This is a genomic window from Streptococcus caledonicus, assembly GCF_042656225.1.
Classification (GTDB): Bacteria; Bacillota; Bacilli; order Lactobacillales; family Streptococcaceae; genus Streptococcus; species Streptococcus caledonicus.
In genome coordinates this window covers 63,179-89,717 of sequence record NZ_JBHSOJ010000017.1, presented here as the reverse complement: position 1 = coordinate 89,717, position 26,539 = coordinate 63,179, and the positions used below count along the sequence as shown (strand labels likewise).

The 26,539-nt window shown below is 39.8% G+C and carries 33 protein-coding genes and 4 pseudogenes; 2 read left to right on the top strand and 35 right to left on the bottom strand.

Annotation, left to right across the window (positions count from 1 at the left end):
• Positions 1–964: 964 nt before the first annotated feature.
• Positions 965–1,391: pseudogene (locus tag ACFPQ3_RS08175) on the top strand (transposase); the annotation flags it as partial.
• A gap of 168 nt (positions 1,392–1,559) precedes the next feature.
• Positions 1,560–2,765: pseudogene (locus ACFPQ3_RS08170) on the top strand (IS110 family RNA-guided transposase).
• Positions 2,766–3,212: 447 nt separating this feature from the next.
• Here ACFPQ3_RS08170 and rplQ read toward each other — a convergent pair.
• The 35 genes and pseudogenes from rplQ to adhP all read right to left on the bottom strand — a co-directional run bounded on the left by rplQ (position 3,213) and on the right by adhP (position 26,373).
• Positions 3,213–3,599 carry a 50S ribosomal protein L17 gene (rplQ, locus tag ACFPQ3_RS08165; protein ID WP_000331493.1) on the bottom strand — a complete coding sequence of 129 codons (387 nt, stop codon included), beginning with the start codon at positions 3,597–3,599 and terminating at the stop codon, positions 3,213–3,215.
• A 14-nt stretch (positions 3,600–3,613) separates the two neighbouring features.
• Entirely contained in the window at positions 3,614–4,552 is a 939-nt protein-coding gene (locus ACFPQ3_RS08160; RefSeq protein ID WP_156806150.1) for a DNA-directed RNA polymerase subunit alpha, read from the bottom strand.
• A 46-nt stretch (positions 4,553–4,598) separates the two neighbouring features.
• Positions 4,599–4,982, bottom strand: coding sequence for a 30S ribosomal protein S11 (rpsK, locus tag ACFPQ3_RS08155; RefSeq protein WP_001118387.1), 384 nt, complete (start codon positions 4,980–4,982; stop codon positions 4,599–4,601).
• 27 nt (positions 4,983–5,009) lie between these two features.
• Entirely contained in the window at positions 5,010–5,375 is a 366-nt protein-coding gene (gene rpsM, locus ACFPQ3_RS08150) for a 30S ribosomal protein S13 (RefSeq protein WP_027972207.1), read from the bottom strand.
• Between the two features lie 17 nt (positions 5,376–5,392).
• On the bottom strand, positions 5,393–5,509 hold the full coding sequence (gene rpmJ, locus ACFPQ3_RS08145; protein WP_000868345.1) for a 50S ribosomal protein L36: 117 nt from the start codon (positions 5,507–5,509) through the stop codon (positions 5,393–5,395).
• A 26-nt stretch (positions 5,510–5,535) separates the two neighbouring features.
• Positions 5,536–5,754, bottom strand: a complete 219-nt coding sequence (infA, locus tag ACFPQ3_RS08140; protein WP_027974096.1) for a translation initiation factor IF-1 — start codon at positions 5,752–5,754, stop codon at positions 5,536–5,538.
• 115 nt (positions 5,755–5,869) lie between these two features.
• Positions 5,870–6,511, bottom strand: coding sequence for an adenylate kinase (locus ACFPQ3_RS08135; RefSeq protein WP_156806151.1), 642 nt, complete (start codon positions 6,509–6,511; stop codon positions 5,870–5,872).
• 227 nt (positions 6,512–6,738) lie between these two features.
• The gene (secY, locus tag ACFPQ3_RS08130) at positions 6,739–8,046 is read right to left on the bottom strand and encodes a preprotein translocase subunit SecY (RefSeq protein WP_156806152.1); all 1,308 of its coding nucleotides are present in this window, start codon (positions 8,044–8,046) and stop codon (positions 6,739–6,741) included.
• A gap of 14 nt (positions 8,047–8,060) precedes the next feature.
• A complete protein-coding gene (gene rplO / locus ACFPQ3_RS08125) occupies positions 8,061–8,501 on the bottom strand; it encodes a 50S ribosomal protein L15 (RefSeq protein ID WP_156806153.1) in 441 nt (146 codons plus the stop codon).
• A gap of 127 nt (positions 8,502–8,628) precedes the next feature.
• Entirely contained in the window at positions 8,629–8,808 is a 180-nt protein-coding gene (rpmD, locus tag ACFPQ3_RS08120) for a 50S ribosomal protein L30 (RefSeq protein WP_156806154.1), read from the bottom strand.
• Positions 8,809–8,822: 14 nt separating this feature from the next.
• Positions 8,823–9,317 (bottom strand): 30S ribosomal protein S5, encoded by a 495-nt coding sequence (gene rpsE, locus ACFPQ3_RS08115; RefSeq protein WP_156806155.1) that lies wholly within the window; start codon positions 9,315–9,317, stop codon positions 8,823–8,825.
• Between the two features lie 18 nt (positions 9,318–9,335).
• Positions 9,336–9,692, bottom strand: coding sequence for a 50S ribosomal protein L18 (gene rplR, locus ACFPQ3_RS08110; protein ID WP_121836384.1), 357 nt, complete (start codon positions 9,690–9,692; stop codon positions 9,336–9,338).
• Positions 9,693–9,796: 104 nt separating this feature from the next.
• Positions 9,797–10,333 (bottom strand): 50S ribosomal protein L6, encoded by a 537-nt coding sequence (gene rplF / locus ACFPQ3_RS08105; protein ID WP_156806156.1) that lies wholly within the window; start codon positions 10,331–10,333, stop codon positions 9,797–9,799.
• A gap of 204 nt (positions 10,334–10,537) precedes the next feature.
• The gene (rpsH, locus tag ACFPQ3_RS08100; RefSeq protein ID WP_156806157.1) at positions 10,538–10,936 is read right to left on the bottom strand and encodes a 30S ribosomal protein S8; all 399 of its coding nucleotides are present in this window, start codon (positions 10,934–10,936) and stop codon (positions 10,538–10,540) included.
• Between the two features lie 343 nt (positions 10,937–11,279).
• Positions 11,280–11,465, bottom strand: coding sequence for a type Z 30S ribosomal protein S14 (locus tag ACFPQ3_RS08095; protein ID WP_001085697.1), 186 nt, complete (start codon positions 11,463–11,465; stop codon positions 11,280–11,282).
• A gap of 17 nt (positions 11,466–11,482) precedes the next feature.
• Positions 11,483–12,025, bottom strand: coding sequence for a 50S ribosomal protein L5 (gene rplE, locus ACFPQ3_RS08090; RefSeq protein WP_121836381.1), 543 nt, complete (start codon positions 12,023–12,025; stop codon positions 11,483–11,485).
• A gap of 23 nt (positions 12,026–12,048) precedes the next feature.
• A complete protein-coding gene (rplX, locus tag ACFPQ3_RS08085; RefSeq protein WP_156806158.1) occupies positions 12,049–12,354 on the bottom strand; it encodes a 50S ribosomal protein L24 in 306 nt (101 codons plus the stop codon).
• A gap of 78 nt (positions 12,355–12,432) precedes the next feature.
• Complete coding sequence (rplN, locus tag ACFPQ3_RS08080) at positions 12,433–12,801, bottom strand: 50S ribosomal protein L14 (RefSeq protein ID WP_018164522.1); 369 nt, start codon at positions 12,799–12,801, stop codon at positions 12,433–12,435.
• A 24-nt stretch (positions 12,802–12,825) separates the two neighbouring features.
• Positions 12,826–13,086: a 30S ribosomal protein S17 gene (gene rpsQ / locus ACFPQ3_RS08075; protein ID WP_156806159.1), complete on the bottom strand. Its 261-nt coding sequence runs from the start codon at positions 13,084–13,086 to the stop codon at positions 12,826–12,828.
• 26 nt (positions 13,087–13,112) lie between these two features.
• Entirely contained in the window at positions 13,113–13,319 is a 207-nt protein-coding gene (gene rpmC / locus ACFPQ3_RS08070) for a 50S ribosomal protein L29 (protein ID WP_121836379.1), read from the bottom strand.
• 9 nt (positions 13,320–13,328) lie between these two features.
• Positions 13,329–13,742: a 50S ribosomal protein L16 gene (rplP, locus tag ACFPQ3_RS08065; protein WP_027974085.1), complete on the bottom strand. Its 414-nt coding sequence runs from the start codon at positions 13,740–13,742 to the stop codon at positions 13,329–13,331.
• 3 nt (positions 13,743–13,745) lie between these two features.
• Positions 13,746–14,399, bottom strand: coding sequence for a 30S ribosomal protein S3 (rpsC, locus tag ACFPQ3_RS08060; protein ID WP_156806160.1), 654 nt, complete (start codon positions 14,397–14,399; stop codon positions 13,746–13,748).
• A gap of 12 nt (positions 14,400–14,411) precedes the next feature.
• Complete coding sequence (gene rplV, locus ACFPQ3_RS08055) at positions 14,412–14,756, bottom strand: 50S ribosomal protein L22 (protein ID WP_027974083.1); 345 nt, start codon at positions 14,754–14,756, stop codon at positions 14,412–14,414.
• A 17-nt stretch (positions 14,757–14,773) separates the two neighbouring features.
• Positions 14,774–15,055 (bottom strand): 30S ribosomal protein S19, encoded by a 282-nt coding sequence (gene rpsS, locus ACFPQ3_RS08050; RefSeq protein ID WP_000533766.1) that lies wholly within the window; start codon positions 15,053–15,055, stop codon positions 14,774–14,776.
• Positions 15,056–15,146: 91 nt separating this feature from the next.
• Entirely contained in the window at positions 15,147–15,980 is an 834-nt protein-coding gene (gene rplB, locus ACFPQ3_RS08045; protein WP_156806161.1) for a 50S ribosomal protein L2, read from the bottom strand.
• Positions 15,981–15,997: 17 nt separating this feature from the next.
• The gene (locus ACFPQ3_RS08040) at positions 15,998–16,294 is read right to left on the bottom strand and encodes a 50S ribosomal protein L23 (RefSeq protein ID WP_156806162.1); all 297 of its coding nucleotides are present in this window, start codon (positions 16,292–16,294) and stop codon (positions 15,998–16,000) included.
• Positions 16,294–16,917, bottom strand: a complete 624-nt coding sequence (rplD, locus tag ACFPQ3_RS08035) for a 50S ribosomal protein L4 (protein WP_156806163.1) — start codon at positions 16,915–16,917, stop codon at positions 16,294–16,296. The genes ACFPQ3_RS08040 and rplD overlap by 1 nt, the downstream gene beginning before the upstream one ends.
• 24 nt (positions 16,918–16,941) lie before the next feature.
• Entirely contained in the window at positions 16,942–17,568 is a 627-nt protein-coding gene (gene rplC / locus ACFPQ3_RS08030) for a 50S ribosomal protein L3 (protein WP_156806164.1), read from the bottom strand.
• Between the two features lie 106 nt (positions 17,569–17,674).
• Entirely contained in the window at positions 17,675–17,983 is a 309-nt protein-coding gene (gene rpsJ / locus ACFPQ3_RS08025; RefSeq protein ID WP_018368193.1) for a 30S ribosomal protein S10, read from the bottom strand.
• A 317-nt stretch (positions 17,984–18,300) separates the two neighbouring features.
• Positions 18,301–19,566, bottom strand: a complete 1,266-nt coding sequence (locus ACFPQ3_RS08020; protein ID WP_156806165.1) for an MATE family efflux transporter — start codon at positions 19,564–19,566, stop codon at positions 18,301–18,303.
• Positions 19,567–19,626: 60 nt separating this feature from the next.
• A complete protein-coding gene (gene thrC, locus ACFPQ3_RS08015) occupies positions 19,627–21,114 on the bottom strand; it encodes a threonine synthase (RefSeq protein ID WP_156806166.1) in 1,488 nt (495 codons plus the stop codon).
• A gap of 87 nt (positions 21,115–21,201) precedes the next feature.
• Positions 21,202–21,501, bottom strand: a pseudogene (locus ACFPQ3_RS08010) (MFS transporter); the annotation flags it as partial.
• Positions 21,480–21,674: pseudogene (locus ACFPQ3_RS08005) on the bottom strand (MFS transporter); the annotation flags it as partial. The pseudogenes ACFPQ3_RS08010 and ACFPQ3_RS08005, both read right to left, overlap by 22 nt.
• Positions 21,675–22,634: 960 nt before the next feature.
• Complete coding sequence (locus tag ACFPQ3_RS08000; RefSeq protein ID WP_380433907.1) at positions 22,635–25,109, bottom strand: YSIRK-type signal peptide-containing protein; 2,475 nt, start codon at positions 25,107–25,109, stop codon at positions 22,635–22,637.
• Between the two features lie 247 nt (positions 25,110–25,356).
• On the bottom strand, positions 25,357–26,373 hold the full coding sequence (adhP, locus tag ACFPQ3_RS07995; RefSeq protein ID WP_156806168.1) for an alcohol dehydrogenase AdhP: 1,017 nt from the start codon (positions 26,371–26,373) through the stop codon (positions 25,357–25,359).
• Positions 26,374–26,539: the final 166 nt, after the last annotated feature.

The following is a 26,539-nucleotide window of genomic DNA, read 5'->3' as shown; positions in this document are numbered from 1 at the left end:
AACCCGCACTTGCTTCGTCTTGTTCAGTTTTCAATGGACTTCTCCTTAGAGACAACTCCTTTATTCTAGCAAATATTTCTAACGGTGTCAACTACTTTTTTCTAGTTTTTTTCCTATATCTGCCTTTCTCTCTCACGAGACAACTCATATATCTTACCAAATATATCCTCGTCTTGTCAATACCTTTTTTTAACTTTTTTCTTTTTTGGGGATTTTTTGCTAATTTTTTTGAAATGATAAAGCCTCATTTTGCAAGTTCAAGTAGTAACTGTCGGGCTATCCTAGCTATAATACTGAGATAACACCTGTTCTTATGCAAATGCAACGTTGAAGTATTTTCAAAGAAATCTTTTACAGCCTCACCTGTAGTTTCTATTTTGCCATTTAGAAATTACTACAAAGATAACATCATCTGACTTTAGCTGAACCTTTCACAATACAAGCTATTTATATCGTTTTTCTAGCTACCTTATTACTTAGCCAAACTGTTGATCATTGACTACGATATGATACTTATCAAAAACACTTTCATTAGTTCTGAACTGCTACAAATACCGATTTTTAAAGGATATTAGTTAACTTTTGTTTAATGGAATATTTCAGATAATATTCCTAATATCAGCCTTCTTATTAATTTTACGATTTGATTTTTTCTGTTCCGTTTCTCTTTCTAAAAATATTATTAACGAAAACAGAACTAGGAAAAGTATACTAGCCCTCCATTTCTATTCCCGACAATTTGACGCAGTAGTTACTTATCTTTGCATCCCAGTATTTTTAACTTCGAACTGACTAGAATCAAACTCGTCATTAGTTGCTATCAATTTTTTCTATTTTAGTAATTAATAGCGCCAACTGGCTACTATTTGGTAATGAACTTACTTTTGACTTTAGCTCACTAAAATTTTTTCATTAATTGTTTCAATGCAAATTTTGGCCTTATCCAACTCTTCAGGAGGACTGAGAAACCTTAACTCCTAGGAAGTGTCTGAATAAAATCTTTACTCTAGTACCTGAACTTAAAGATTACTACGACCTGTACCAACTGCTCCTGTTTCATCTACAAGAGAAGAATACTGACCAGTTTTGGGGGATTAATTCAAGACACGTTACCTCATCTTAATCGCACCTTTAAAACCGCTTTGAACACGTTTACTCGCTATAAAAACTATATCACTAACACCGTTGAATTGCCTTATTCTAACGCTAAACTTGAGGCCACTAACAAACTCATCAAAGATATCAAACGCAATGCCTTTGGTTACAATAACTTTGACAATTTCAAGAAACTTATCTTAATCGCTTTGAACACAACAAACATACTAAGATTAGTAGTGAGGAAATCTCCGACGGGAGAAAGTCCTCACTACTTTTTCATTATGTTAAAGTAGAGGTGTCTTGTTAAGTCGTACTCTTTTTAGGCGCTAGACGTCGCATATCAAACTGGCAAAACACCTGTTTTAGGGTGAATGTTATCAAAGTATGTGGGACGCTTGACATCGTGTATTGAAAATGAAATCACTAAAACACGGAATCATTCAAGACAAAGAGGTAATACCATGCGAGTTGTATTTGGGATTGAGGTGAATAAAGCAAGTTCGGAAGTAGCTATTTTAGTCAATGGTGATAAGGTTCATGGCTACACTATGCCTAATGATTCTATCGTATTCAATCGGCTACTTGGTGACTTGAAAACCGCCCAAAATCCTGAGATTGTCTTCGAAGCAACAGGCGTCTATTCTCGTCGCCTTCAAGCCTTTCTTGAGGACAATGGCTAGGCTTATACACGGCTAAATCCTCTCGAAGCTAAAAAGCAACTAAACAGCTTACGTGTCCGTAAAACTGACAAAATTGACGCTGAAAAATTGGCTCAGTCTCAGTTTGTGCTGAATCGTAAACCAACTTACGTCCAAGAGGAAGTCTATCAAGAGTTACGTGATTTAAGCCGATTCTATCAGAACCTGACAGAAGATATCGTTCGAACTAAGAACCGTCTCCACAAGGTCTTGCAAGTCACTTTCCCAGAGTTGGAAAGCCTCTTGTCAACACCAACTGGTGAACAATACTGGAACTTAGTCACAGCTTTTCCTTGTAAGGAAATGGTGCTTGAGTTGAGTAGTGATGAGTTATCACATGTCATTCGAAACTTGACATCAGAACGTATCTCTGACAAGCGTGTGACTTATTATTTGGCTGAGAAGTTTACTGAACTCGCTAAACAGTCCTACCGTGCTGTCAAGAAAACCTCTCCTGTCATTGAAGAGGTTCGTTATTATGCGCAAGAACTGCTTCGACTTTCTGGACGCAGACAAGTGGTTTTAGACATTATGGTATCCCTAGCTCAGCCTTTACCTGAATACGATATCTTACTGTCTATCCCTGGTATCGCAGAAACAACAGCGACTTCTATCATTGGCGAATTGAGAGATATTCGTCGGTTTCAGTCTGCCAATCAAATCAATGCTTTCATCGGGATTGATCTCAGACACTATGAGTCTGGGAACTTTCTTGCCAAGGAACACATCACCAAACGAGGGAATCCTTATGCCAGAAAGATTCTCTTCAAGTGTATTCACAACATCGCTTCAGCTAGCCACACTAATCCTTGTCACATCGCAGACTTCTATGAGAAACGAAAAAGACAATCGCAAATAGCTTCAACTAAGCCACATACGATTGCCTCTATACATCGCCTCATAAGGACAATGTATTACCTCATAACGCATAACAAACTTTACGATTACACTTCAACCCAAAATCAATAAAGTTGTTTATGCCATACTATTCTAACACCTTATTTTAAAAAAGGCTAGATAAGGTGTTCCTTTGGTGTACACTTTTATCGCTGCTTAGCACAGAAAAAGAGGACAATAACTGATCGTTAGTTGCTGCTCTCAAATTATTTTTGCTTTAAACCCTTGGTAGGCTTGACAAATGGTAGAAGATAAGACGAATCTCGTCTTTAACTATAAGTCACTCACTACAGTTGACAAAGAGCTCAAAGAGTCACAAAGAGCCAAATTACAGAACTCAAAAAACGCCTGCTTACGAAGTGGTTCTAAAACTAGAAACACTTCGTAAACAAGCGTTGACTTGCTATTTTTTTCATCATATGATGAGTGTTCCCGCTAGGAAAATTCCTAGCGGTAGACCAGAGCTAGACTAAGAAAGTTTCCTTTCCATCATCATAACACTCAACAAAATTGATGATTTTATACTAATTCGATGATAGCCATTGGGGCTGCATCACCACGACGTGGTTCAGTTTTAAGGATACGTGTGTATCCACCGTTACGTTCTGCATAACGAGGTGCGATTTCTGAGAAAAGTTTTTGAAGAGCAGTTGTTGATGTGTATTTATCAGTTGCTTCATCATAGTTTTCTGATGCAATTTCGTTACGAACAAATGCTGCTGCTTGACGACGCGCGTGTAAATCACCACGTTTACCAAGAGTAATCATTTTTTCAACGGTTTTACGAATTTCTTTCGCACGAGCTTCAGTAGTCACGATTGATTCATTGATCAAAAGGTCTGTTGTCAAATCGCGCAACATTGCTTTACGTTGTGAGCTAGTGCGTCCAAGTTTACGGTAAGCCATGTGTTCCTCCTCTATTATTTATCGTTTTTTAATCCAAGACCAAGGTCATGTAATTTCACCTTGACTTCTTCAAGGCTCTTACGTCCAAGGTTGCGGACCTTCATCATTTCAGGCTCTGTTTTCTCTGTCAAATCAAGTACAGTATTGATACCTGCACGTTTCAAACAGTTATAAGAGCGCACTGACAAATCAAGTTCTTCGATTGTTCGGTCAAGCACTTTGTCATCTGAAACCTTTTCTACTTCTTTCATTACATCTGTAGCTTTAGCCACTTCTGTCAAATCAGTAAAGAGATTTAGGTGTTCAATCAAGACACGAGCTGAAAGACCTAGGGCATCTTCAGGTATGATTGTGCCATTTGTCATGATTTCAATGGTTAATTTATCAAAGCCATCATTGCTACCAACACGAGCTGGTTCAACCTGGTAATTAACCTTTTTAACTGGTGTGTAGATTGAATCTACTGCCAGAGTCCCAACAGGTAAATCTTCACGTTTGTTTTGCTCAGCAGGAACATAACCACGTTTTTTTGCAACTGTCATAGTTGCTTTCATGGTTGCGCCTTCAGCAATGGTGAAAAGATAGTGGTCAGGATTCACAATTTCAATATCACTGTCCGTTAATATGTCACCTGCTGTTACTTCAGCTGGACCTACAACATCAAGTTCAATAGTTTTTTCGTCTTCGACGTGTGATTTTACAGCAAGCCCTTTAATATTAAGGATGATTTGCATAACATCTTCACGGACACCTTTAATTGTATCAAATTCGTGGAGAACACCATCAATCTTGATGGATGTTACTGCTGCACCTGGAAGAGATGACAAGAGTACACGACGTAAAGAGTTACCAAGAGTTGTACCGTAGCCACGCTCTAGTGGTTCGATAACAAACTTGCCATAATCTTTTGTTTCATCAATTTTTGTTATTATTGGTTTTTCAAACTCAATCATTTAGTTACTCCCTCGAAACGAATCTTGTGTAGTTTAGTTATTATGATTACACACGACGACGTTTTGGAGGACGAGCACCATTGTGTGGCACAGGAGTCACATCGCGGATTGCAGTTACTTCAAGACCAGCAGCAGCAAGTGCACGAATAGCAGACTCACGACCTGAACCTGGACCTTTTACAGTAACTTCAACTGTTTTAAGACCGTGTTCTTGTGCAGATTTAGCAGCAGCTTCAGCAGCCATTTGAGCAGCGAATGGTGTAGATTTACGAGAACCTTTGAAACCAAGAGCACCAGCTGATGACCAAGCAAGAGCGTTACCATGCACATCTGTAATCATAACAATAGTGTTATTAAATGTAGCGTGAATGTGAGCAACACCAGATTCGATGTTCTTTTTCACACGACGTTTACGTGTTGGTTTAGCCAAGATTTTTACCTCCTATTTTATTTTTGATTATTTTTTCTTACCAGCAATCGCAACAGCTTTACCTTTACGAGTGCGAGCATTGTTTTTAGTGTTTTGTCCACGAACTGGCAAACCACGACGGTGACGGATACCACGGTATGAACCGATTTCCATCAAACGTTTGATGTTAAGGTTGACTTCACGACGAAGGTCACCTTCAACTTTGATTGAATCCACTTCACGACGGATAGCATCCTCTTGATCAGATGTCAAATCTTTAACGCGGATATCTTCAGAAATTCCAGCAGCTGCTAAGATTTTCTTAGATGTCGCAAGACCGATACCATAGACATAAGTCAATGAGATTACTACACGTTTGTCATTTGGAATATCAACTCCAGCAATACGAGCCATGTTTTCTCCTTTCTATCTTATCCTTGACGTTGTTTGTGTTTTGGATTTGTTGGACAAATAACCATAACACGACCGTTACGACGAATAACTTTGCAGTATTCGCAAATTGGTTTAACCGATGGTCTTACCTTCATGTTCTAATCCCTCCAATTATTTCGAATTATTTAAAGCGGTATGTGATGCGTCCACGTGTTAAATCATATGGACTGAGCTCAACTGTAACACGGTCACCGACCAAAATTCGAATGTAATTTTTGCGAATTTTACCTGATACAGTAGCAAGAACTTGATGTCCATTCTCGAGTTCAACCGTAAACATTGCATTAGGCATGGTTTCAACCACCTTACCTTCAATTTCAATCACGTCTTCTTTTGCCACGCAAAAGCACCCCCTAAATTTCGATTTGATGTCCTCTGAGCACAGAGGTAACAATTATAAGTCAGACTAAGCTATTATATCATGAGTTTAATCAGTATGCAAGTGACATTATCCATTATTTTAGAGATGAAATCACTTTCTCTACATCGGCAAAAACAGAATCAATTGCTTGATTACCTTGAATATCATGAACAAGTTTTTTCGCACGATAGTGAGCAAGAATTGGTTCTCCTTGAGCAATGTTAACATCTAGACGACGTTTTACTGTTTCAGGCTTATCATCTTCACGTTGATAATAGTCTTCTTCGTTGTAATCACCAGCTGGTGGATTGAAAACTTTATGGAAAGTTTCACCTGTGACTTTATGGATAATACGCCCGCTAAGACGTTCCAAGAGACTGTCCGGATCAACTTCAATATTAATAACACCGTCAAGTGTGATGTCAAGATCTGCTAACGCTTTGTCCAAAGCATATGCTTGTTCAATAGTACGTGGATAGCCATCAAGTAAGAAGCCCTTTTCTGCGATATCGTCTTGTGCAAGACGTTCCTTAACAATGCCATTAGTCACTTCATCTGGAACCAACTCACCTTTGTCAATATATGACTTGGCAAGTTTGCCCATTTCAGTTTGGTTGGCCATTGCTGCACGGAACATATCTCCAGTAGAAATATGCGCCACACCAAAGCGCTCAACAATTTTAGCTGCCTGAGTACCTTTACCGGCACCTGGTAAGCCCATAATCAAAAGATTCATGAGTTTCTCCTTTTATTTATATGATATAAAGTTTCTTAAAGATGTTGTCCTCATTGTTATTAAACTCAACTCTTAGAATGATTCTCATTAATAAATTTAGTTTTTATATATTAAATTTGGACAACTTTATTTTGTTTTCACATAAATTTGCCAGGTTTGACAAACTTATCTAAAAACAAAATAGAAGAATAGGGAAATCCCTATCCTCAATTTTGTTTGCAAAGCGTTTAATCTTCAATGTTCATAAAACCAGAATACTTTCTCTTAAGTAAGTAACCCTCTAGCTGTTTCATTCCTTCGATAGCTGTTGAAATTAGGATAAGAAGACTTGTTCCTCCTAGAGCCACACCCGCTGATAAGCCATACAATTGTTGGGCCAAGATTGGACTCAAGGCAACAAAGGCTAAGAAGATAGCTCCTAAAGTTGCCAATTTTTTAAGCAAGCGAGTGAGGTATTGCTCAGTCTCTCGACCTGGGCGAACTTTTGGAATATAAGAAGCATTCTTTTGTAGATTTTCAGCTGTTTTTTCTGGATTAACCTGAACAAAAGTATAAAAGAATGAGAACACAACAATCAAAATTGCATAAACTACCATCCCAACAGATGTTCGATAGTCAAATGCTGACTGTACAGATGATAACCAAGGCAAATTCCACCCTTGACTTTGGACAAAAGGAATTATAGTACTTGGAAGTGCTGTAATCGAACTTGCAAAGATAACAGGAATAACTCCTGCAGGGTTAATTTTTAACGGTAGGTATGAGCTCGTTGAAGCTCCTTTTGTAAGTTTAGTATACTGGATTGGAATCTTGTACTCCGCTTGTTGAACAAAGGTCGTGAAGAAGATAATGATGAGCGCTGCAACAATAAAGCCTACAATAAAGAGGTATGAACTTTGTAAATCGCTCGAACGAACGTTGACAAAGTAATCTTCATAAATACTTGAAAATGTATTTGGTAAAGCAGAGACGATACCGGAAAAGATAATCATTGAAACGCCATTACCAAAACCTTTATCTGTGATTTGCTCCCCAAGCCATGTTACAACTACACTACCAGTTGTTAAGATTGCACCAATTAGGATGTAGGTTTGTGGATTTGGTGTCGGAACAAGCGCTACGCTTGATAGGGCATTAAATCCATAGGTGATACCAATTGATTGGAAAAAGGCTAAGAAGAGCGAGATATAGCGCGTCGCTTGATTTAACTTACGACGTCCAACCTCACCTTGTTTACCCCATTCTACAAACTTTGGCAAAATATCCATTTGTAGCAATTGAACAACGATTGATGCCGTGATGTACGGGCTAACACCCAGAGAGAATACTGAAAAATTATTCATCGCATTCCCTGAAACAAGGTTCAACATGTTCAAGAATGGCAGATCACCTAATTGCTCCAGACTCTTTACATTTACACCAGGGACTGTAATATGAGTCCCTAGACGAAATACGAAAATAATAAAAATCGTAAATAAGATTTTTCTTCTAACGTGTTTCACCTTCAGCGCATCTTTTAATAATTTAAAGAACATCTGAGTTACCTCGCTTAGATGACTTCGACTGAACCACCTTTTGCAGTGATTGCTGCTTCAGCAGATTTTGAGAATTTAGCTGCTTTAACAGTCAATTTTTTAGTCAATTCGCCATTACCAAGGATTTTAACACCTGATTTTTCAGCGCGAACAATACCAGCTTCTTTAAGAACAACTGGAGTTACTTCTGCACCATCTTCAAAGATGTTCAATTGGTCAAGGTTAACCAATGCGTATTCTTTAGCGTTGATGTTAGTGAAACCACGTTTTGGAAGACGACGGAACAATGGTGTTTGTCCACCTTCAAATCCAAGACGTACACCGCCACCTGAACGAGCTTTTTGACCTTTTTGACCACGGCCTGAAGTTTTACCATTACCAGATGATGTACCACGACCAACACGGTTGCGAACTTTACGTGAACCTTCTGCAGGTTTTAATTCATGAAGTTTCATTTATTTTTCTCCTTTTTATGGGCATAATGCTAACGCTCCACCAGAGTGAAAAAGGACGCTCTAATGAAACTCGCCTATGCATATATTCAAGTTAAAGTCGCAGAAAATTCTACGACTTCAAAAGTTTTTAAACTTCTTCTACAGTTACCAAGTGAGAAATCGCGTTAACCATTCCACGAATAGCTGCGTTGTCTTCTTTAATAACTGAAGAATTTAATTTACCAAGTCCAAGGGCAACAACTGTTTTACGTTGTGCAGGAATGCGTCCGATTGGAGACTTAGTCAAAGTAATTTTAATTTGAGCCATGTTAATCTCCTTTCTTATGCCAAGTCAGAAACTGATACGCCACGAAGAGCTGCAACATCTTCAGCACGTTTCAATTGTTTCAAACCTTCAACAGTTGCGCGAACGATATTGATTGGTGTGTTTGAACCAAGTGATTTAGACGTGATATCAGAGATACCAGCCAATTCAACAACGGCACGAACTGCACCACCAGCGGCAACCCCAGCACCTTCTACAGCAGGTTTCAACAATACTTTAGCTCCACCAAATTCTGAACGAACTTCGTGAGGAATTGTTGTACCAACCATCGGTACTTCGATAAGGTTTTTCTTAGCGTCCTCAACAGCTTTACGGATTGCTTCTGGAACTTCTTGAGCTTTACCAGTACCAAATCCAACACGGCCGTTACGGTCACCAACAACTACAAGAGCAGCGAAACGAAGACGACGTCCACCTTTTACAGTTTTCGATACGCGGTTGATACCAACCAAACGCTCTTCAAGTTCTACTGCATTATCTTTAAATGCCATTATTAAGTGTCCTCCCTATTAGAATTTCAATCCGTTTTCACGAGCTGAGTCAGCCAAAGCTTTCACACGTCCGTGATAGAGATAGCCACCGCGGTCGAACACGACTTCAGTGATGCCTTTAGCAGCAGCACGTTCAGCAACGAGTTTACCGACAACAACGGCTTGTTCAGTTTTAGTTCCCTTAGAAACTTCTTTGTCAAGAGTTGATGCACTTGCGAGCGTTACACCCGCTACGTCATCAATTACTTGAGCGTAGATGCCTGTATTAGAACGGAAAATGTTCAAACGTGGGCGTTCTGCAGTTCCAGAGAGTTTTCCGCGTACTCGACGGTGACGTTTTTGGCGGAGTTTGTTTTTATCTGGTTTCGAAATCACAATTTTCACCTCTTAAAATTTTCTTTGTCTATTAAGACACTAGTAAAATTTTAGAGTATGACTGCCAACAAGAGAGAACTTCTTGCTGCGCTTGCCATAATCTATTATTTACCAGTTTTACCTTCTTTACGGCGTACAAATTCACCAACGTAGCGGATACCTTTACCTTTATATGGTTCTGGTGCACGAAGACTACGGATGTAAGCAGCAGTTTGTCCAACAACTTCTTTGTTGATACCTTCAACAGTGATTGAGGTTGGATTTGCTAGTGTGAAAGTAATTCCTTCTGGAGCTTCCACTTCATCTTGGTGAGATTTACCAACAGAAAGTACAAGTTTTGTACCTTGAAGTTGAGCACGGTAACCAACCCCGCGCATTTCAAGTTCTTTTTTGAACCCTTCAGAAACACCAACAACCATGTTGTTCAAGTTTGCACGTGAAGTACCGTGGATTGTTTTCATTTCTTTTGAGTCATTTGGACGGTGAAGAGTTACTTCTGTTCCTTCAACACGGATCTCAATGTTTGTGTTGAATTCACGAGTTAATTCACCTTTAGGTCCTTTTACAGTTACCAAACCGTTGTCATTTTTGATTTCAACACCAGCTGGCAAGTTGATAACTTTATTACCAATACGTGACATGTTTTTATTTTCTCCTGTTAAATTATCAAGCCGACTAGCGACTAGTTTTCACGGGGCGATGATAAATAAAATACCGTTCAAAGCATAAAAACTGATTTGAACACGCCTTAAGAACCATGCAAATTAGACAACTCTTTTTGTTTGCAAGCAAACTTCAAAGAGTTCCTAAATTTGCTTTGTTCTTGACGGGCTTTGTATCATTATTTACCAAACGTAAGCAATAACTTCTCCACCAACGTTCTTTTGACGAGCTTCTTTATCTGTCAAAAGACCTTCTGATGTTGAGATGATTGCAATTCCAAGTCCATTAAGAACTTTTGGAAGATCCTCACGTTTAGTATAAACACGAAGACCTGGTTTTGAAACACGTTTCAAGTTAGTGATAACACGTTCACCGTTTTGTCCATATTTCAAGAATACACGAATAATCCCTTGTTTATCATCTTCGATGATTTCAACGTTTTTTACAAAACCTTCACGTTTAAGGATTTCAGCGATACCTTTTTTGATGTTTGACGCAGGTACTTCAAGTACTTCGTGACGTGCTTGGTTAGCATTACGAATACGTGTCAAAAAGTCTGCAATAGGGTCAGTCATAACCATTTTAAATTTCTCCTCTTACTGGCAGTATGATTACTTCACTTACCAGTTAATGATGCCCGAAGGCGTGTATGCGTATGTATACATTCGCATTATTTGATTTAAACTCGGGCTACGGCCTGTGTAAAAAAGAGGTTCTACCCTTTTAACGGGTGTAAATCTTCTTAGAGCACAAATGTTCTTCGTCAGATTTCCTATTTTCACTTAGTCCGTTACGCCCTTAGTATCATATTATTTGAGCACGGCTAAAATCCTAGTGAAATAGATAGACTTTCTTGAAGTCAAAAGACTTCTACGTCTGTCTTCTATTTTAACTGTGAACTTTTAACGCACTCGTATCATGTTTTTACCAAGATGCTTTAGTAACACCTGGGATTTGACCTTTGTATGCTAATTCACGGAAGCAAACACGGCAAAGTTTAAATTTGCGGTAAACTGAGTGTGGACGTCCGCATTTTTCGCAACGTGTGTAAGCTTGCGTAGAGAACTTCGCTGGACGTTTGTTTTTAGCAATCATAGATTTTTTAGCCATTAGATTTACCTCCTATATTATTTTGCAAAAGGCATTCCAAGGCCTTTAAGAAGTGCGCGTCCTTCTTCGTCTGTGTTAGCAGTTGTAACGATAACGATATCAAGACCACGTACTTTATCAACATCATCAAAGTTGATTTCAGGGAAAATCAATTGCTCTTTAACACCAAGTGTGTAGTTCCCGCGTCCGTCAAATGATTTTGTTGGAACACCGTGGAAGTCACGCACACGTGGAAGTGAAACAGTAACTAATTTATCCAAGAATTCGTACATACGTTCACCACGAAGGGTAACTTTTGCACCGATCGCAACACCCTCACGAAGACGGAAGCCGGCGATTGATTTCTTAGCTTTAGTGATAAGTGGTTTTTGACCTGAGATAAGTGCCAATTCAGCAGCTGCTTTTTCCAAAGTCTTAGCGTTTGATACAGCTTCACCAACACCCATGTTAAGAACGATTTTCTCAACTTTTGGCACAGCCATAACTGATGTGTAGTTGAATTGTTCTGTCAACGCAGGAACAACTTCTTTAAGATATTTTTCTTTTAAGCGATTTGCCATTATACTTCTCCTTTCCTTCGTGATTAATCAAGCACTTCGCCTGATTTTTTGTTGTAACGAACTTTTTTGCCGTCAACAAATTTGTAACCAACACGACCAGATACACCATTTTTGTCAAGAACTTGTACGTTTGACACGTGGATAGCTGCTTCTTTTTCAACGATAGCACCCTGAGGGTTTTCGCTGTTTGGTTTTTGGTGTTTCTTAACGATAGCAACACCTTCTACGATAACTTTGTTAACTTTTGGAAGTGCCTTAAGAACAACAGCTTCAGTGCCTTTGTCCTTACCAGCAATAACGCGAACTTTGTCGCCTTTTTTTACAAACATTGAGAGTTTCTCCTATATATTTCTTACGCCCCTTAGGGCACCCTGCAAATGATGCAGGGGACTAATTGTTTGAGTTAATTAAAGAACTTCTGGTGCAAGTGATACAATCTTCATGAAACCACCGTCACGCAATTCACGTGCAACAGGGCCAAAGATACGAGTTCCGCGAGGGTTTTTATCTTCACGGATGATTACAGCAGCGTTGTCGTCAAATTTGATGTATGAGCCATCTGGACGGCGAGCACCTGTTTTTGTACGAACGATAACTGCTTTAACCACGTCACCTTTTTTAACTGCTCCCCCAGGAGTAGCTTGTTTTACAGAAGCAACGATGATGTCACCGATGTTAGCGAATTTACGTCCTGAACCACCAAGTACTTTGATAGTAAGGATTTCACGGGCACCGCTATTATCAGCAACTTTCAAGCGAGTTTCTTGTTGAATCATTCCAATATTCTCCTTTTAGTGTGATTAGATAATAACAGCTTCTTCTACAACTTCTACAAGACGGAAACGTTTTGTAGCTGAAAGTGGACGAGTTTCCATGATACGAACGATATCGCCTTCTTTAGCAACGTTGTTTTCATCATGAGCTTTATATTTTTTAGAATAGTTGATACGTTTACCATAGACTGGGTGGTTACGTTTTGTCTCAACTACAACAGTGATTGTTTTTTCCATCTTGTCAGATACTACGCGTCCAACAAGAGTTTTACGTTGATTACGTTCCATATTTGAATTTCTCCTTTCCCAATCTATTATTTGATTTCAGATTGCACAGTTTTAACACGTGCAATTTGTTTTTTCACTTCATTCAAACGAGCTGTTTGATCAAGTTGACCTGCAGCTGCTTGGAAACGAAGTTCAAAGAGTTCTTTTTTAAGTTCGTTTTCTTTTTTCGCAAGCTCTTCTTGAGACAAGCCACGAAGCTCTTCAACAAACTTTTTGATTTCTTCAAGTTTCATGTCTTCTCCTTATTCTGCGTCGCGTTTTACGAATTTAACTTTAACTGGTAATTTGTGGCCAGCAAGACGGAAAGCTTCGCGTGCAATTTCTTCAGAAACGCCTGCAACTTCAAACATTACTTTACCACGTTTAACTGGTGCCACCCAGCCTTCAGGTGCCCCTTTACCAGAACCCATACGTACCCCGATAGCTTTAGCGGTGTATGATTTGTGTGGGAAGATTTTGATCCAAACTTTACCACCACGTTTCATGTAACGCGTCATAGCGATACGGGCAGCTTCGATTTGGCGGTTAGTGATCCATGAGCTTGTAGTAGCTTGAAGACCGTATTCACCGAAGTCAACTTGTTTTCCACCTTTAGCTTCACCGCGCATTTTTCCACGGAATTCACGACGGTGTTTTACACGTTTAGGTACTAACATTTGTTATTTACCTCCTTTAGTGTTTTTACGAGCTGGAAGAACTTCACCACGGTAGATCCATACTTTAACTCCAAGTTTACCGTATGTAGTGTCTGCTTCTTCCCAAGCATAGTCGATATCTGCACGAAGTGTGTGAAGTGGAACAGTTCCTTCTGAGTAACCTTCAGCACGAGCAATATCAGCGCCGTTCAAACGACCAGATACTTGAGTTTTAATACCTTTAGCACCTGCACGCATTGTACGTTGGATAGCTTGTTTTTGAGCACGACGGAAAGCCACACGAGCTTCCAATTGTTTAGCAATTGACTCACCTACAAGGTGTGCATCAAGATCAGGTTGTTTGATTTCAATGATGTTGATGTGTACTTGTTTACCAGTCAATTTATTGAGTTGTGCGCGAAGTGTGTCAACATTTGAACCACCTTTACCAATAACCATACCTGGTTTAGCAGTGTGAAGTGACACGATAACTTTGTTTACTGCACGTTCAATTTCAATTGTAGAAACTGAAGCATCAGCCAACTCTTTGTTAATAAATTTGCGGATTGCAAGATCTTCATGAAGGTAATCCGCGTATTCTTTTTCAGCATACCATTTCGCATCCCAGTCACGGATGATTCCGACACGCATACCAATTGGATGTACTTTTTGACCCACGATTTTACCTCCTTATTTTTCTGACACAACTACTGTGATGTGAGTTGTGCGTTTGTTGATTGGTGAAGCTGAACCTTTCGCACGTGGACGGAAACGTTTCATTGTTGGTCCTTCGTTTGCGAATGTCTCAGATACTACCAAGTTTGCTTTTTCCAAACCAAAGTTGTTTTCCGCATTAGCGATTGCTGAGTTAAGAACTTTCTCAACTTCAGTAGCAGCTTTGTTTGGCATGAATTTCAAGATTGCGATTGCGTCAGCAACTTTCTTACCACGGATAAGATCAAGAACAAGACGTGTTTTACGAGGTGAAACACGCACTGTACGAGCCATTGCTTTAGCTGAAGTAATTTCTGCCATCATGTGTTCCTCCTAGATTATTTACGACGTGTTTTCTTGTCGTCTGCAGCGTGACCTTTGTAAGTACGAGTCGGTGCAAATTCACCAAGTTTGTGACCTACCATGTCTTCTTGAATATATACAGGCACGTGTTTACGTCCATCGTAAACAGCGATTGTATAACCGATGAAACTTGGGAAAATCGTTGAACGACGTGACCAAGTTTTGATTACTTTTTTCTTTTCGTCGTTTGCTTGAGCTTCAACTTTTTTCATCAAATGCTCATCGACGAAAGGTCCTTTTTTAAGACTACGTCCCATTTTGTAGTTTTCTCCTTTAAAGTATGTACCACAACGGCCTGCCAGCAAAAGCTGGCTACCGAGCTGGCGGATGAATCAACTTGCTAGTTGATTATTTTTGATTACGACGACGAACGATAAGTTTGTCAGATTTCGCTTTCTTGTTACGAGTTTTAAGACCAAGCGCAGGTTTACCCCAAGGAGTAGATGGCGCTTTACGTCCAACTGGTGCTTTACCTTCACCACCACCGTGTGGGTGATCGTTAGGGTTCATTACAGAACCGCGGACTGTTGGGCGGATACCTTTCCAACGGCTACGTCCTGCTTTACCAATATTAACAAGTGATTGTTGTTCGTTACCAACTGTACCAACAGTAGCACGGCAAGTACCAAGAATCATACGAACTTCGCCTGATTGAAGACGAACAAGGACATATTTACCTTCCTGACCAAGTACTTGTGCAGAAGCACCAGCAGCACGAACAAGTTCACCACCACGTCCTGGTTTCAACTCAATGTTGTGCACCACTGTACCAACTGGGATGTTAGCAAGTGGAAGAGCGTTACCAACTTTGATATCAGCTTCTGGACCTGAAACGATACGTTGACCAACTTCAAGACCTTTTGGAGCGATGATGTATGCTTTAACACCGTCAGTGTAGTGTACAAGAGCGATGTTAGCTGTACGGTTTGGATCGTACTCAATAGTTTTAACAACTGCTTCAACGCCATCTTTGTTACGTTTGAAGTCGATCAAACGGTAGTGACGTTTGTGACCGCCACCATGGTGACGAACAGTGATGCGACCGTTGTTGTTACGACCAGCCTTTTTCTTCAAAGAAACAAGCAATGATTTCTCAGGTGTGCTTGTTGTAAGCTCTTCGAAATCCAAAGAAGTCATGTTACGACGGCCATTTGTCGTTGGTTTATAAACTTTAATACCCACGTTATTTCTCCTTTGTCTTATTCAGCTTCAGTTGCAAACAACTCGATTGCTTTAGAATCAGCTGTAAGAGTAATGATAGCTTTTTTAGTTTTTGAAGTGTAACCTACGTAACGACCAACACGTTTTTGTTTTGGTTTTGATGTTACTGTGTTCACACTTGCAACTTTAACACCTTCAAACGCAGCTTCTACAGCTTGTTTGATAAGGAGTTTGTGCGCACGTGTGTCAACCTCAAAAGTATATTTACCTGCTTCAAGAGCAATCATTGTCTTCTCAGTAATTACAGGTTTTTTGATTACGTCGTACAAATTCATTATGCAAGAACCTCCTCGATTGTAGAGATTGCTTCTTTAGTAACAAGAAGTTTGTCTGCGTTTACGATATCAAGAACACTTGCAGTTGTTGCAGTTGCAACAGTTACGTTTGGAAGGTTACGTGCAGAAAGTGCTGCAAATTCGTTTCCTTCTTCAATAAGAACAAGTACTTTTGTATCGATGCTAAGAGCTGCAAGAACTTTTGCAAATTCAGCAGTTTTTGGTGCTGCAAATGAAAGAGCGTCAACAGCTACAAATTTATCTTCAGCAACTTTTGCTGAGTAAACTGATTTCAAAGCCAGGCGACGAACTTTTTGTGGAAGTTTGTAGCCGTATGAACGTGGAGTTGGTCCGAAGACAACACCACCACCACGCCATTGTGGTGAGCGGATAGAACCTTGACGAGCACGTCCAGTTCCTTTTTGGCGCCATGGTTTGCGACCACCACCTGATACTGCTGAACGGTTTTTAACCGCGTGAGTACCTTGGCGAAGGCTAGCACGTTGGCTGATGACTACATCAAAGACAACTGATTCGTTTGGTTCGATACCGAAGATAGCGTCGTTTAATTCAACTGAGCTAACTTCTTTACCAGTTTGGTCAAATAGTTTTACGTTTGCCATGTTAACTGATTTCCCCTTTCCTTATTATTTAGCAGCTTTAACTGCTGATTTGATAGTGATAAGAGATTTCTTAGCACCTGGTACGTTACCTTTGATAAGGATAACGTTTTTCTCTGGGATAACTTGAACAATTTCAAGGTTTTGAACTGTTACACGATTTCCACCCATACGTCCTGCAAGGTTTTTACCTTTGAATACACGGTTAGGTGCAACAGGTCCCATTGAACCTGGACGACGGTGGTAACGAGAACCGTGAGCCATAGGACCACGTGATTGACCATGACGTTTGATAACACCTTGGAAACCTTTACCCTTTGAAGTTCCAGTTACATCAACAACATCACCAGCTTCAAATTGTTCAACAGTAAGTTCTGCTCCCACTTCTAAGCCTTCAATGTTTTTGAATTCACGGATGAAGCGCTTAGGAGCAGTGTTCGCTTTTGCGACATGGCCTTTGGCAGGTTTGTTACTCAATACTTCGCGTTTGTCATCAAAACCAACTTGAGTTGCAGTGTAACCATCTGTTTCAACAGTTTTCACTTGAAGAACAACGTTTGGAGTTGCTTCGATGACAGTAACAGGGATAAATTCACCAGATTCAGTGAAGATTTGAGTCATTCCCACTTTTTTCCCTAAGATTCCTTTTGTCATGAGAAAATATTTCCTTTTCTTAATTTTGTTTTTCAAAAAGTTTTTAATGAGCGTTTTTTATGCTCAAAAAAGTTTTTTAGGAGCGTTTTTTATGCTCCGAAATCAATTAAAGTTTGATTTCTACGTTAACACCACTTGGCAAATCAAGTTTCATCAAAGCATCAACTGTTTTTTGAGTTGGGTTGATGATGTCGATAAGACGTTTGTGTGTACGCATTTCAAATTGTTCGCGAGAATCTTTGTACTTGTGTGTCGCACGAATGATTGTGTAAAGGCTACGTTCAGTTGGAAGTGGAACTGGTCCAGCAACTGTTGCACCTGTGCGAGTTGCAGATTCTACGATTTTTGCAGCTGCTGTGTCAAGTGTACGGTGTTCGTACGCTTTCAAGCGGATGCGGATTTTTTTGTTTGCCATCTTTTTCTCCTTTTTTCGTCTATTTAAGATAATAGGCTAGCTCTTCAAGAAAAACCGACTCGCGTTGCGTGGCAATGCAACCGTGCGTGTCGCAACCTCTTGCGTCAAAGCTATAGCTGTTTATTTACAGCACCATAATAGTTTAACAAAAATCTCCTGCTGTTGCAAGAGATTTAATGCGATTTTTTATTTTTTTGGCTTATTTTTTAACCTTGCTCTCACTTCTCTTAAAAAGTCAGAATTATCTTCGAAAATTTTCGTGTGATTTGTTCAAATGTATTAAACTGAACTCATCGTTTTAATCAATTTTTCGAGTGTTAGTTTTGATATCCCTGTCTTCTATAGATATAACTTAATACTAGCCATCTAAAGAGATTGTCCAAAATCGTTGCTATCCATACACCCACAAATCCCATCTTTAAAACAGTAACACTTAGATAAGTACATAGAACTCTGACACACCACATTCCTATAGTTGTCGCGTGGAAAGGGAGTTTGGCATTTCCTACCCCCTGCCAGACCGCTGTATAAACTAAAGTCCCCGCAGTAGCTACTGTTCCTAAAAACGACGCCAACAATACTAGCTCGCTTGTTTCTGAAGCTCTGCTATTTTCCGTAAAAAATGAAATAAGAATTGGGCCAAAGGCCAAAACCAAACCACTTATAAGAAGCATAAAAATCAAGGATAGGGCATAGGCCGTCCTTATCAACCGTTTTCTATCTGCATCAGATAATATTCCTATTAGAATAACTACTGCTGTCGCAATCGAAACACCTGGTAGATAGTTAAACTGAGTAAGAGTTTCTCCAATTGCATTTCCAGATACTACTGTCGTTCCTAAGGGGATAATCATCGAAAGAACGACAATATCTCCTGCCCTCATCATCAAGCGCTCCCCTGCCGCTGGTAAGCTCAGGCTCAATAATTCTCTATTGATTTCCCAAGACCAAGGCTGAGCAGACCAGAGAGTTGGAAGCTGTTTAGCAAGAATTATAATCCCTATAAAACGCGATAAAACCGTCGCTACCGCAACACCAGTAATCCCAAAATCCCAAACAAATACCGATAAAGCTGATAAAAGAGCATTTAAAATATTCGTTGTCAAACTAACATACATCGGTATTCTGGGACTTCCTTGAGAACGTAGGATAGCTCCAAGACTAGTCAGCAAACCTAAACTAATTGCCCCACCCCCAACAATAGCAAAATACCGATTCGCAGCTAAAAGAACCTCTCCCTTGACACCTAATAACGGCCAGATAAAATGACTTCCAAATATGGCTAAGATACTTAGAAAACTGCTAAGCAAAACTGTCAATATAACTGCCTGCCTTTGATAGAAAAGTAGTTTTTTAGAATCTCTTCGATTACGGGCAATCTGACTTGAAATAGCTGTTCCTAAAGCAATAAAGAGAGCTTGGTAAACCGCTAGTAAATTAGTAGCTACCGATACTCCGGAGATAGCAATAAGACCAAGCTGAGCTATTAAATAACTATCAACAACTCCCATAAGGGTCTGCAAGAGATTTTCTGCCATCGCTGGTAGAGCAATGGAGAGGATTTTTTTTGAATACTTGAACATGCTTTTATTATATAGAAAAAAACACTGAGAAAGCAACTCTCAGTGTTTAAAATCACAAGACTATTCCAATCCTAGATAGGTTTCCACAGCTTGTTGCATATCACTTATCGCAACAACAGTTGTGTGACGAACTTCAGCTGTTTCCAGACCATTTACTGCTGAAGGAATAGCAACTTTAGATAGGTCATGTAATTTTTGAACCGCTGTGAAGTCATCACCTGAATCTTCTCCTGTCACAGCCTCGATAGCCACACGTGGGAATTTATAAGGGCTGGCCGTTGAAGCAATGATTGTTGGCGTGAGGTCATTTGTTCTAGCAACATACCTTTGGTAAACCGCAGAGGCGACAGCTGTATGAGGATCTTCAATGTACTTACTTTCTTCGTACACACGTTTAATCTCAAGAGCAGTTTCTTCCTCCGTTGCATACCCTGCTTCAAAAAGGTCAAGAATAGACTGGTCAACATCAGACAAGGTATATTCTCCTGCAGTCGCTAAGTTTTCCATCAAAGCCTTGGTTTTCGCTGCGCTATTGCCCACCAAATGGAAAATGAGACGCTCTAAGTTTGACGATACTAAGATGTCCATTGACGGACTCGTCGTCACTTTAAAGTCACGTTTTTTGTCGTAAGTCCCCGTTGTAAAGAAGTCTGTTAAGACCTTATTCTCATTTGACGCACAGATGAGTTTCCCTACCGGTACCCCAATTTCACGTGCATAATAAGCCGCCAAAATATTCCCAAAGTTACCAGTTGGCACCGTGATGTTAATCTTTTCACCGTTGGTGATGTGGCCCGCTTTAACCAGCTGAGCATAGGCATAAACATAGTAAACGACTTGCGGCACCAAGCGACCAATGTTCATTGAGTTCGCTGATGAGAATTGAGCGTTATGCGCTAGCAATTTTTCACGCAAATCTGCATCATTAAACATGCGCTTCACATCTGTCTGAGCATCATCAAAGTTTCCATCAATAGCAACCACATGCGTATTGGCACCTGTCTGTGTAGTCATCTGTAATTCTTGGATTTTTGATACGCCGTCTTTTGGATAAAAGACAATAATATCTGTTCCCGGAACATCAGAGAAACCTGCCATAGCAGCTTTACCAGTATCTCCTGAAGTCGCTGTTAAAATGACGATTTTGTTGTCAACACCTTGTTTTTTTGCTGATGTTGTTAGCAAGTAAGGTAAGATTGATAGGGCCATGTCTTTAAAGGCAATGGTTGACCCATGGAAAAGTTCCAGATTGTACTGATTACCCAACTTGACAACAGGGGCAATAACTACTGTGTCAAATTTTTCATCGTAGGCTGAGGCGATACAGTAGTCAAGCTCTTCTTCACTAAAATCATCCAAGAAAGTCGAAAGAACTAGCTTTGCAACCTCTTGATAAGATGCATCTTTTAATTGTTCAAAATCAAGAGTGAGTTCTGGCAAAGCAACAGGTGTAAATAAACCACCATCTGTGGCTAAACCTTGCAAAATTGCTTGGCTAGCAGTTACTTTATTATTCTCATCGCGAGTTGATTGATAAACTAGGGTCATTGGATATCCTCATTTGTTGATAATGTTTTGTCTATTTTACCATAATTACCAGAAAATTGAAGCAAATATCTTTTTCAATTGGGTTTTCTAACTCAAGAATGAGTCAGCTCCCAATGTTTTGTATTGATGCGTTTTGAGGCTGGTAATGAAGAACATAGCCACCAAACTAACCAGGTAAAGACTGGCCGGGAAAAGCGTCACTGTCGAAGGACCTGACACATCTACATCTAAGAGTATTCCAATAATCACCGAGGAAAAGCCTCCGATTGATCGACTGACATTTGAGATAATATTGTTGGCTGTTGAGCGAATGTGGTGGTAAAGGCGAGTAATCATAGCACCGTAGCCTGCAAACATCCCATTTACAAAGAAGCCGATAACATTCCCAAATTAGTGATGGTAGCAATCCAACCTGCCTGAGTCCCTGAAATTGCCAAATCTGCAATGATACTAGACATCGAAAATGATAAGAACATAACATTTAAATCATCTGTTCCAGACGCCACAATGGCAGAGGCAAGCGCACGTTGATTGTTTTTATCGAGTTTTAACCCCAACATAGTATTCCTCCTTTAATGCTAGCTCTTTGTCTGCCTTTATTAAATTGGAACCTACTCTATAAGAAAAGAGTTTGGGATAAAATATCTCAACCTTCTTTTTTTGATATGCGACGTCTAGCGCCTAAAAAGAGTACGACTTAACAAGACACCACTACTTTAACATAATGAAAAAGTAGTGAGGACTTTCTCCCGTCGGAGATTTCCTCACTACTAATCTTAGTATGTTTGATAGCAATAACAGATTAACGCAGTGTTGATAGGCGGTCTGTAGGTTGACACTTCTCTCCCTTTCAAGTGTCCACCTAAAATAGTCCACTGGACTATTTTAGTACCACACAATCGTTAGCAGCCATCCTATACGAATGTGATGAATGTCGTTCATCTTATTTATTTCCAACCTCCAAAGGTTTCCCAGACCTTTAGAGCTGTGCGGATGTGGGAGTGAAAGTGTCCAGTGGACAGTCTCAGCCTGAGCTTAGAGACCAGAGAGAGAGGGAAAGTCAAGACTTCGACATCATGACTTCTGCCCCACTCTCAGTGAAAGTCTCATCAAAAACCATGACTTATTAACAAAACAAGACTTCTTTTTTAGATTAACTTCCATGTCTCACAAGACATCATTAAAGTTATTCGCAATTTTTAATAGTTTATGATCATTTAGATGTCTTGGCAATGGGTTTGCTGAAATTTTTGAGAAATGTTCGTCGGATATAGCTAAGAAGTCAGACATTAGCTCAGTTGCTTCGTGTAAGAGCAGGAGAAACCTCAAAGCGCTGTTAAAGCATTCATTCCTATTCCTTTTATATCTTTTAAGGTAACAGATTTGCATCTACGCCCATTCTATGACTACTGTCAATATACCGTGTACTGTTCTAAAAGGTTATAAGAGCTAGTTCTATACCTAAATTTTATCCCAAAAGGAAGAAATAAGAAGGAATAAGCCGTTTACAAAGAGCTCTTTTAATCTTTTTTCTTTTGATAGATAGCACCTAACAAGCCTAAAAGACTGCCTCCTAGCCAAGTTAATGCTGACGGCAAGTCACCTGTAGCCGGTAACTGCTTGACCTGTTGAGGTTGAGCCATAGTTGTTGCATTAGAAATAGCTGATGTCATTGGTACTTTCGGTTTCTGTAGATTTTCAGGATTCTGTGATAACTCTGAACTCTTTTGAGTTTCAGACTTACTTGGAACTTCTGGACTCTTTTGAGTTTCGGACTTACTTGGAGCCTCTGGACTCTTTTGAGTTTCGGACTTACTTGGAGCCTCTGGACTCTTTTGAGTTTCGGACTTACTTGGAGCCTCTGGACTCTTTTGAGTTTCAGACTTACTTGGAACCTCTGGACTCTTTTGAGTTTCGGACTTACTTGGAACCTCTGGACTCTTTTGCGATTCTGATTTTTGTGGCTCTTCCGATTTCTCTGGGGTTGCAGGATTCTGTGGTACCTCTGTTTCTGGGAAGAATGGTTTTTCCTCATGCAGTTCAGGCTCTATCTTCTCAACTTTTCGCGTAAAGGTCAAGGTGACGCGCTTGATATATGACTTCTTATCTTTATCCTCATCCTCTTGTTTGAACACGTCATAGCCTTCTGCACCATCTTCCAATTCTTTGACACGATCTTCCAGTTTTTTCTTATCGTAGAAAGGAGTCTCTACCTGTTGACGATTTCCTTCTTCACCTGAAATAACTCTCAACAGATATTTTTCTTTGTAGAAATGAAGAAGCACACGCTTATCTGTTTGGAATCTTTCCACATAAGGGTAGTGTCCAGATTTGTAAGCCTCAATCGTTTCCTTTATCTTTTCTTCCAATTTTTCTGGTGAACCATAGAAAGGATAGCCAATCTGCTCTTTATCGGTACGTAGGAAAATAGCATAAGCACTGTCTAAAAAGCCCATTATCAGTTTTTCTTCTGAAAGACCCTGTTTAGAGCTTCCCAAATCTAATCCTCTTGGCTTATGTGTAGACGAATCCGGAGTTGCTTTAGGCGCTTCTGTTTCTGGGAAGAATGGTTTTTCCTCATGCAGTTCAGGATCTATCTTCTTCTCAACTTTTCGCGTAAAGGTCAAGGTAACACGTTTAACATCTGACTCTTGATCCTTATCTTCTTGCCTAAGAATATCGAAATCTGTTGCGCTATCTTCCAATTCTTTGACACGATCTTCTAGTTTTTTCTTATCGTAGAAAGGAGTCTCTACCTGTTGACGACTTCCTTCTTCACCTGAAATAACTCTCAACAGATATTTTTCTTTGTAGAAATGAAGAAGCACACGCTTATCTGTTTGGAATCTTTCCACATAAGGGTAGTGTCCAGATTTGTAAGCCTCTATCGTTTCCTTTAATTTTTCTTCCAATTCTTTTTGTGAACCATAGAAGGGATAGTTAATCCACTCTTTATCCGTATATAAGAAAATAGTGTAAGTATCTTTTAGAAGCTTCGCCACCAGTTCCTCTTCTGTTAGTTTGGGTGCAAACGGAATTTTCTCAGACTCTGGCAACGGAGTAGTCTTAGGGGTAGGTGTGGACTCAGGGGTCTTTTCTGATGACTTAGGCATAGGCGCTGGTGATAGTGTAGAGTCTGGCATAGGAGCCTTTTCTAGCTCTGGAGCTGGAGTAACCTCAGGAGCGGGGATGGACTCCGGAGTTTCCCCTGGCAATTGTAAAACCTGTTCCTCCGATTCGCCATCTTTACTCTTTGATTTAGCAGTGACTTGCGTTCCTTTTCCAAGACGGTCAAGCGGAATAATCCATTGACCTGAAGTTGAATCAACCTTAATCGGTACACCACTTCCTCTAAGGTTCCATTTTTTATCTACTTTGTCAGCATCAATTGAGATATAGGTAGGGTCCTCACCCTCCTCTGGTATAACAACAGCTGAAACGTTTACAGCCGTTACATCCCCTTCTGGCGGCGTCACAGTGACCGCCTCCTCTCCAAGTTCCAACTTCGGAGGAGCAGGAGAAATAATCTCTTGTGATTTCGGTTGCTCTTCGGGTATTTTGGGTGTTGGCACCGGACTAGTCTCGGGAGCTAGACTTGCCTTAGGAGCAGGTGTAGACTCAGGGGTCTTTTCCGACTCTTTTTGCTCCTTTCCCTCTGACTCTTTAGGAAATTCTGGCAATTCAACTTTAGATGTTAGAACACCTGGCCAGTCTGATTCCGGACTTCCAGGAGGAAAGCTGTCATAAATCCCTCGACCCTCCCCATCCAAAATAAGAACATGTCCTTCACCTAGTGGCTGTGAGTACTCTGACTCATCCCAATCCTCATCTCCATCAATAAGTTGCCATTGACTTTCTGAACTTTCAAGTCCACTTAACTCTTCTGCCATAGCGACACTTGTTCCTGTCAAAAGAAGAGCCCCGACAAGGACAGAAGCTACGCCTCCCTTTAGTTTGCGAAGACTGTAGTACTCTTTTTTATTTTTTACTATCACGTGATTTTTCCTTTCTTCTGTGACACTATCCTTTTGGATAAAATTATCTTAACTACTAGTTAGTTTAAATCAAAAAAACAGATATAGCTATCTCGTTCGAGTATTCTTTATCTGTTTTCTATCTATATTCCATTATTAAGAATTAGACAAAATAAAATGGTTTAGAATCAACGTTTTTTGACGACGTTACTCTAAACCATTTACTATTTTTTAGACGTTTTGCCCAAATTCTAGTTAGATTAATCTATTATCTAGTAAAATCTAAAACTTTACGCCCTTGAATCTTACCTTCTTCCATTTCTTGGAAAACATCTGGAGCCGTTTCTACTGGCACCGTTTCTACAACAGGTACAACCAAACCTTGCGCACCAAATTCAAAAGCTTCTTCTAAATCTTTACGAGTACCTACAAGTGATCCAACAACACGAATACCATCAAGAACTGTCTTAACAATACTCAATTCCATGTATTCTGATGGAAGACCAACTGCTACAACAGTTCCACCTGCGCGAACACTATCAATAGCTTGGTTAAAGGCTACTTTAGAAACAGCTGTTACAACAACACCATGACAACCACCTGTTTTTTCTTGAATATAAGCAGCCACATCATCTACTTCTTTACCGTTAACAGTTAAGTCAGCTCCTACTTCTTTGGCAAGTTCAAGTTTATCAGCATTAATATCAACTGCTACAACATGAGCATTGAACACCTTTTTAGCATACTGTACAGCAAGATTGCCTAGACCGCCTGCACCATAAATGGCAATCCACTGACCCGGAGCAGCTCCTGCTTCCTTAATCGCTTTGTAAGTTGTTACACCTGCACAGGTAATTGATGATGCTTGTGCTGGATCCAGACCTTCTGGCACTTTTACGGCATAGTCAGCTGTAACAACCGCATACTCACTCATACCTCCATCTACTGAGTAACCAGCATTTTTTACAGAACGGCAAAGTGTTTCACGTCCAGTAGTACAGTACTCACAATGACCACAACCTTCAAAGAACCAAGCAATTGAAACACGGTCTCCAACCTTAAGTGAAGTTACTCCTTCACCCAATTCTGTAACAATACCAATACCTTCATGTCCAAGAATACGTCCAGGTACTTGTCCAAAATCACCATGAGCAACATGAAGGTCTGTATGGCATACACCACAGTACTCCACTTTTACCAGAGCTTCTCCATGACCGACTCTTGGAAGTTCATGTTCTACAACTTCAACGCCTGTACTTGCTTGATTTACTACTACTGCTTTCATAAATGCCTCCAAAAATATTTTTTATGTTCAATTAAAGAAATCGCTTACATATAAATTGTAAACGAATTCACAAAAAAAGTCAAGATGATTTTCAGATTTTTTTCTGAAAATATAATTAACTGGTTATGTATTTTATTAGAATAAGTTTTTAGACTATTTCCTAAAT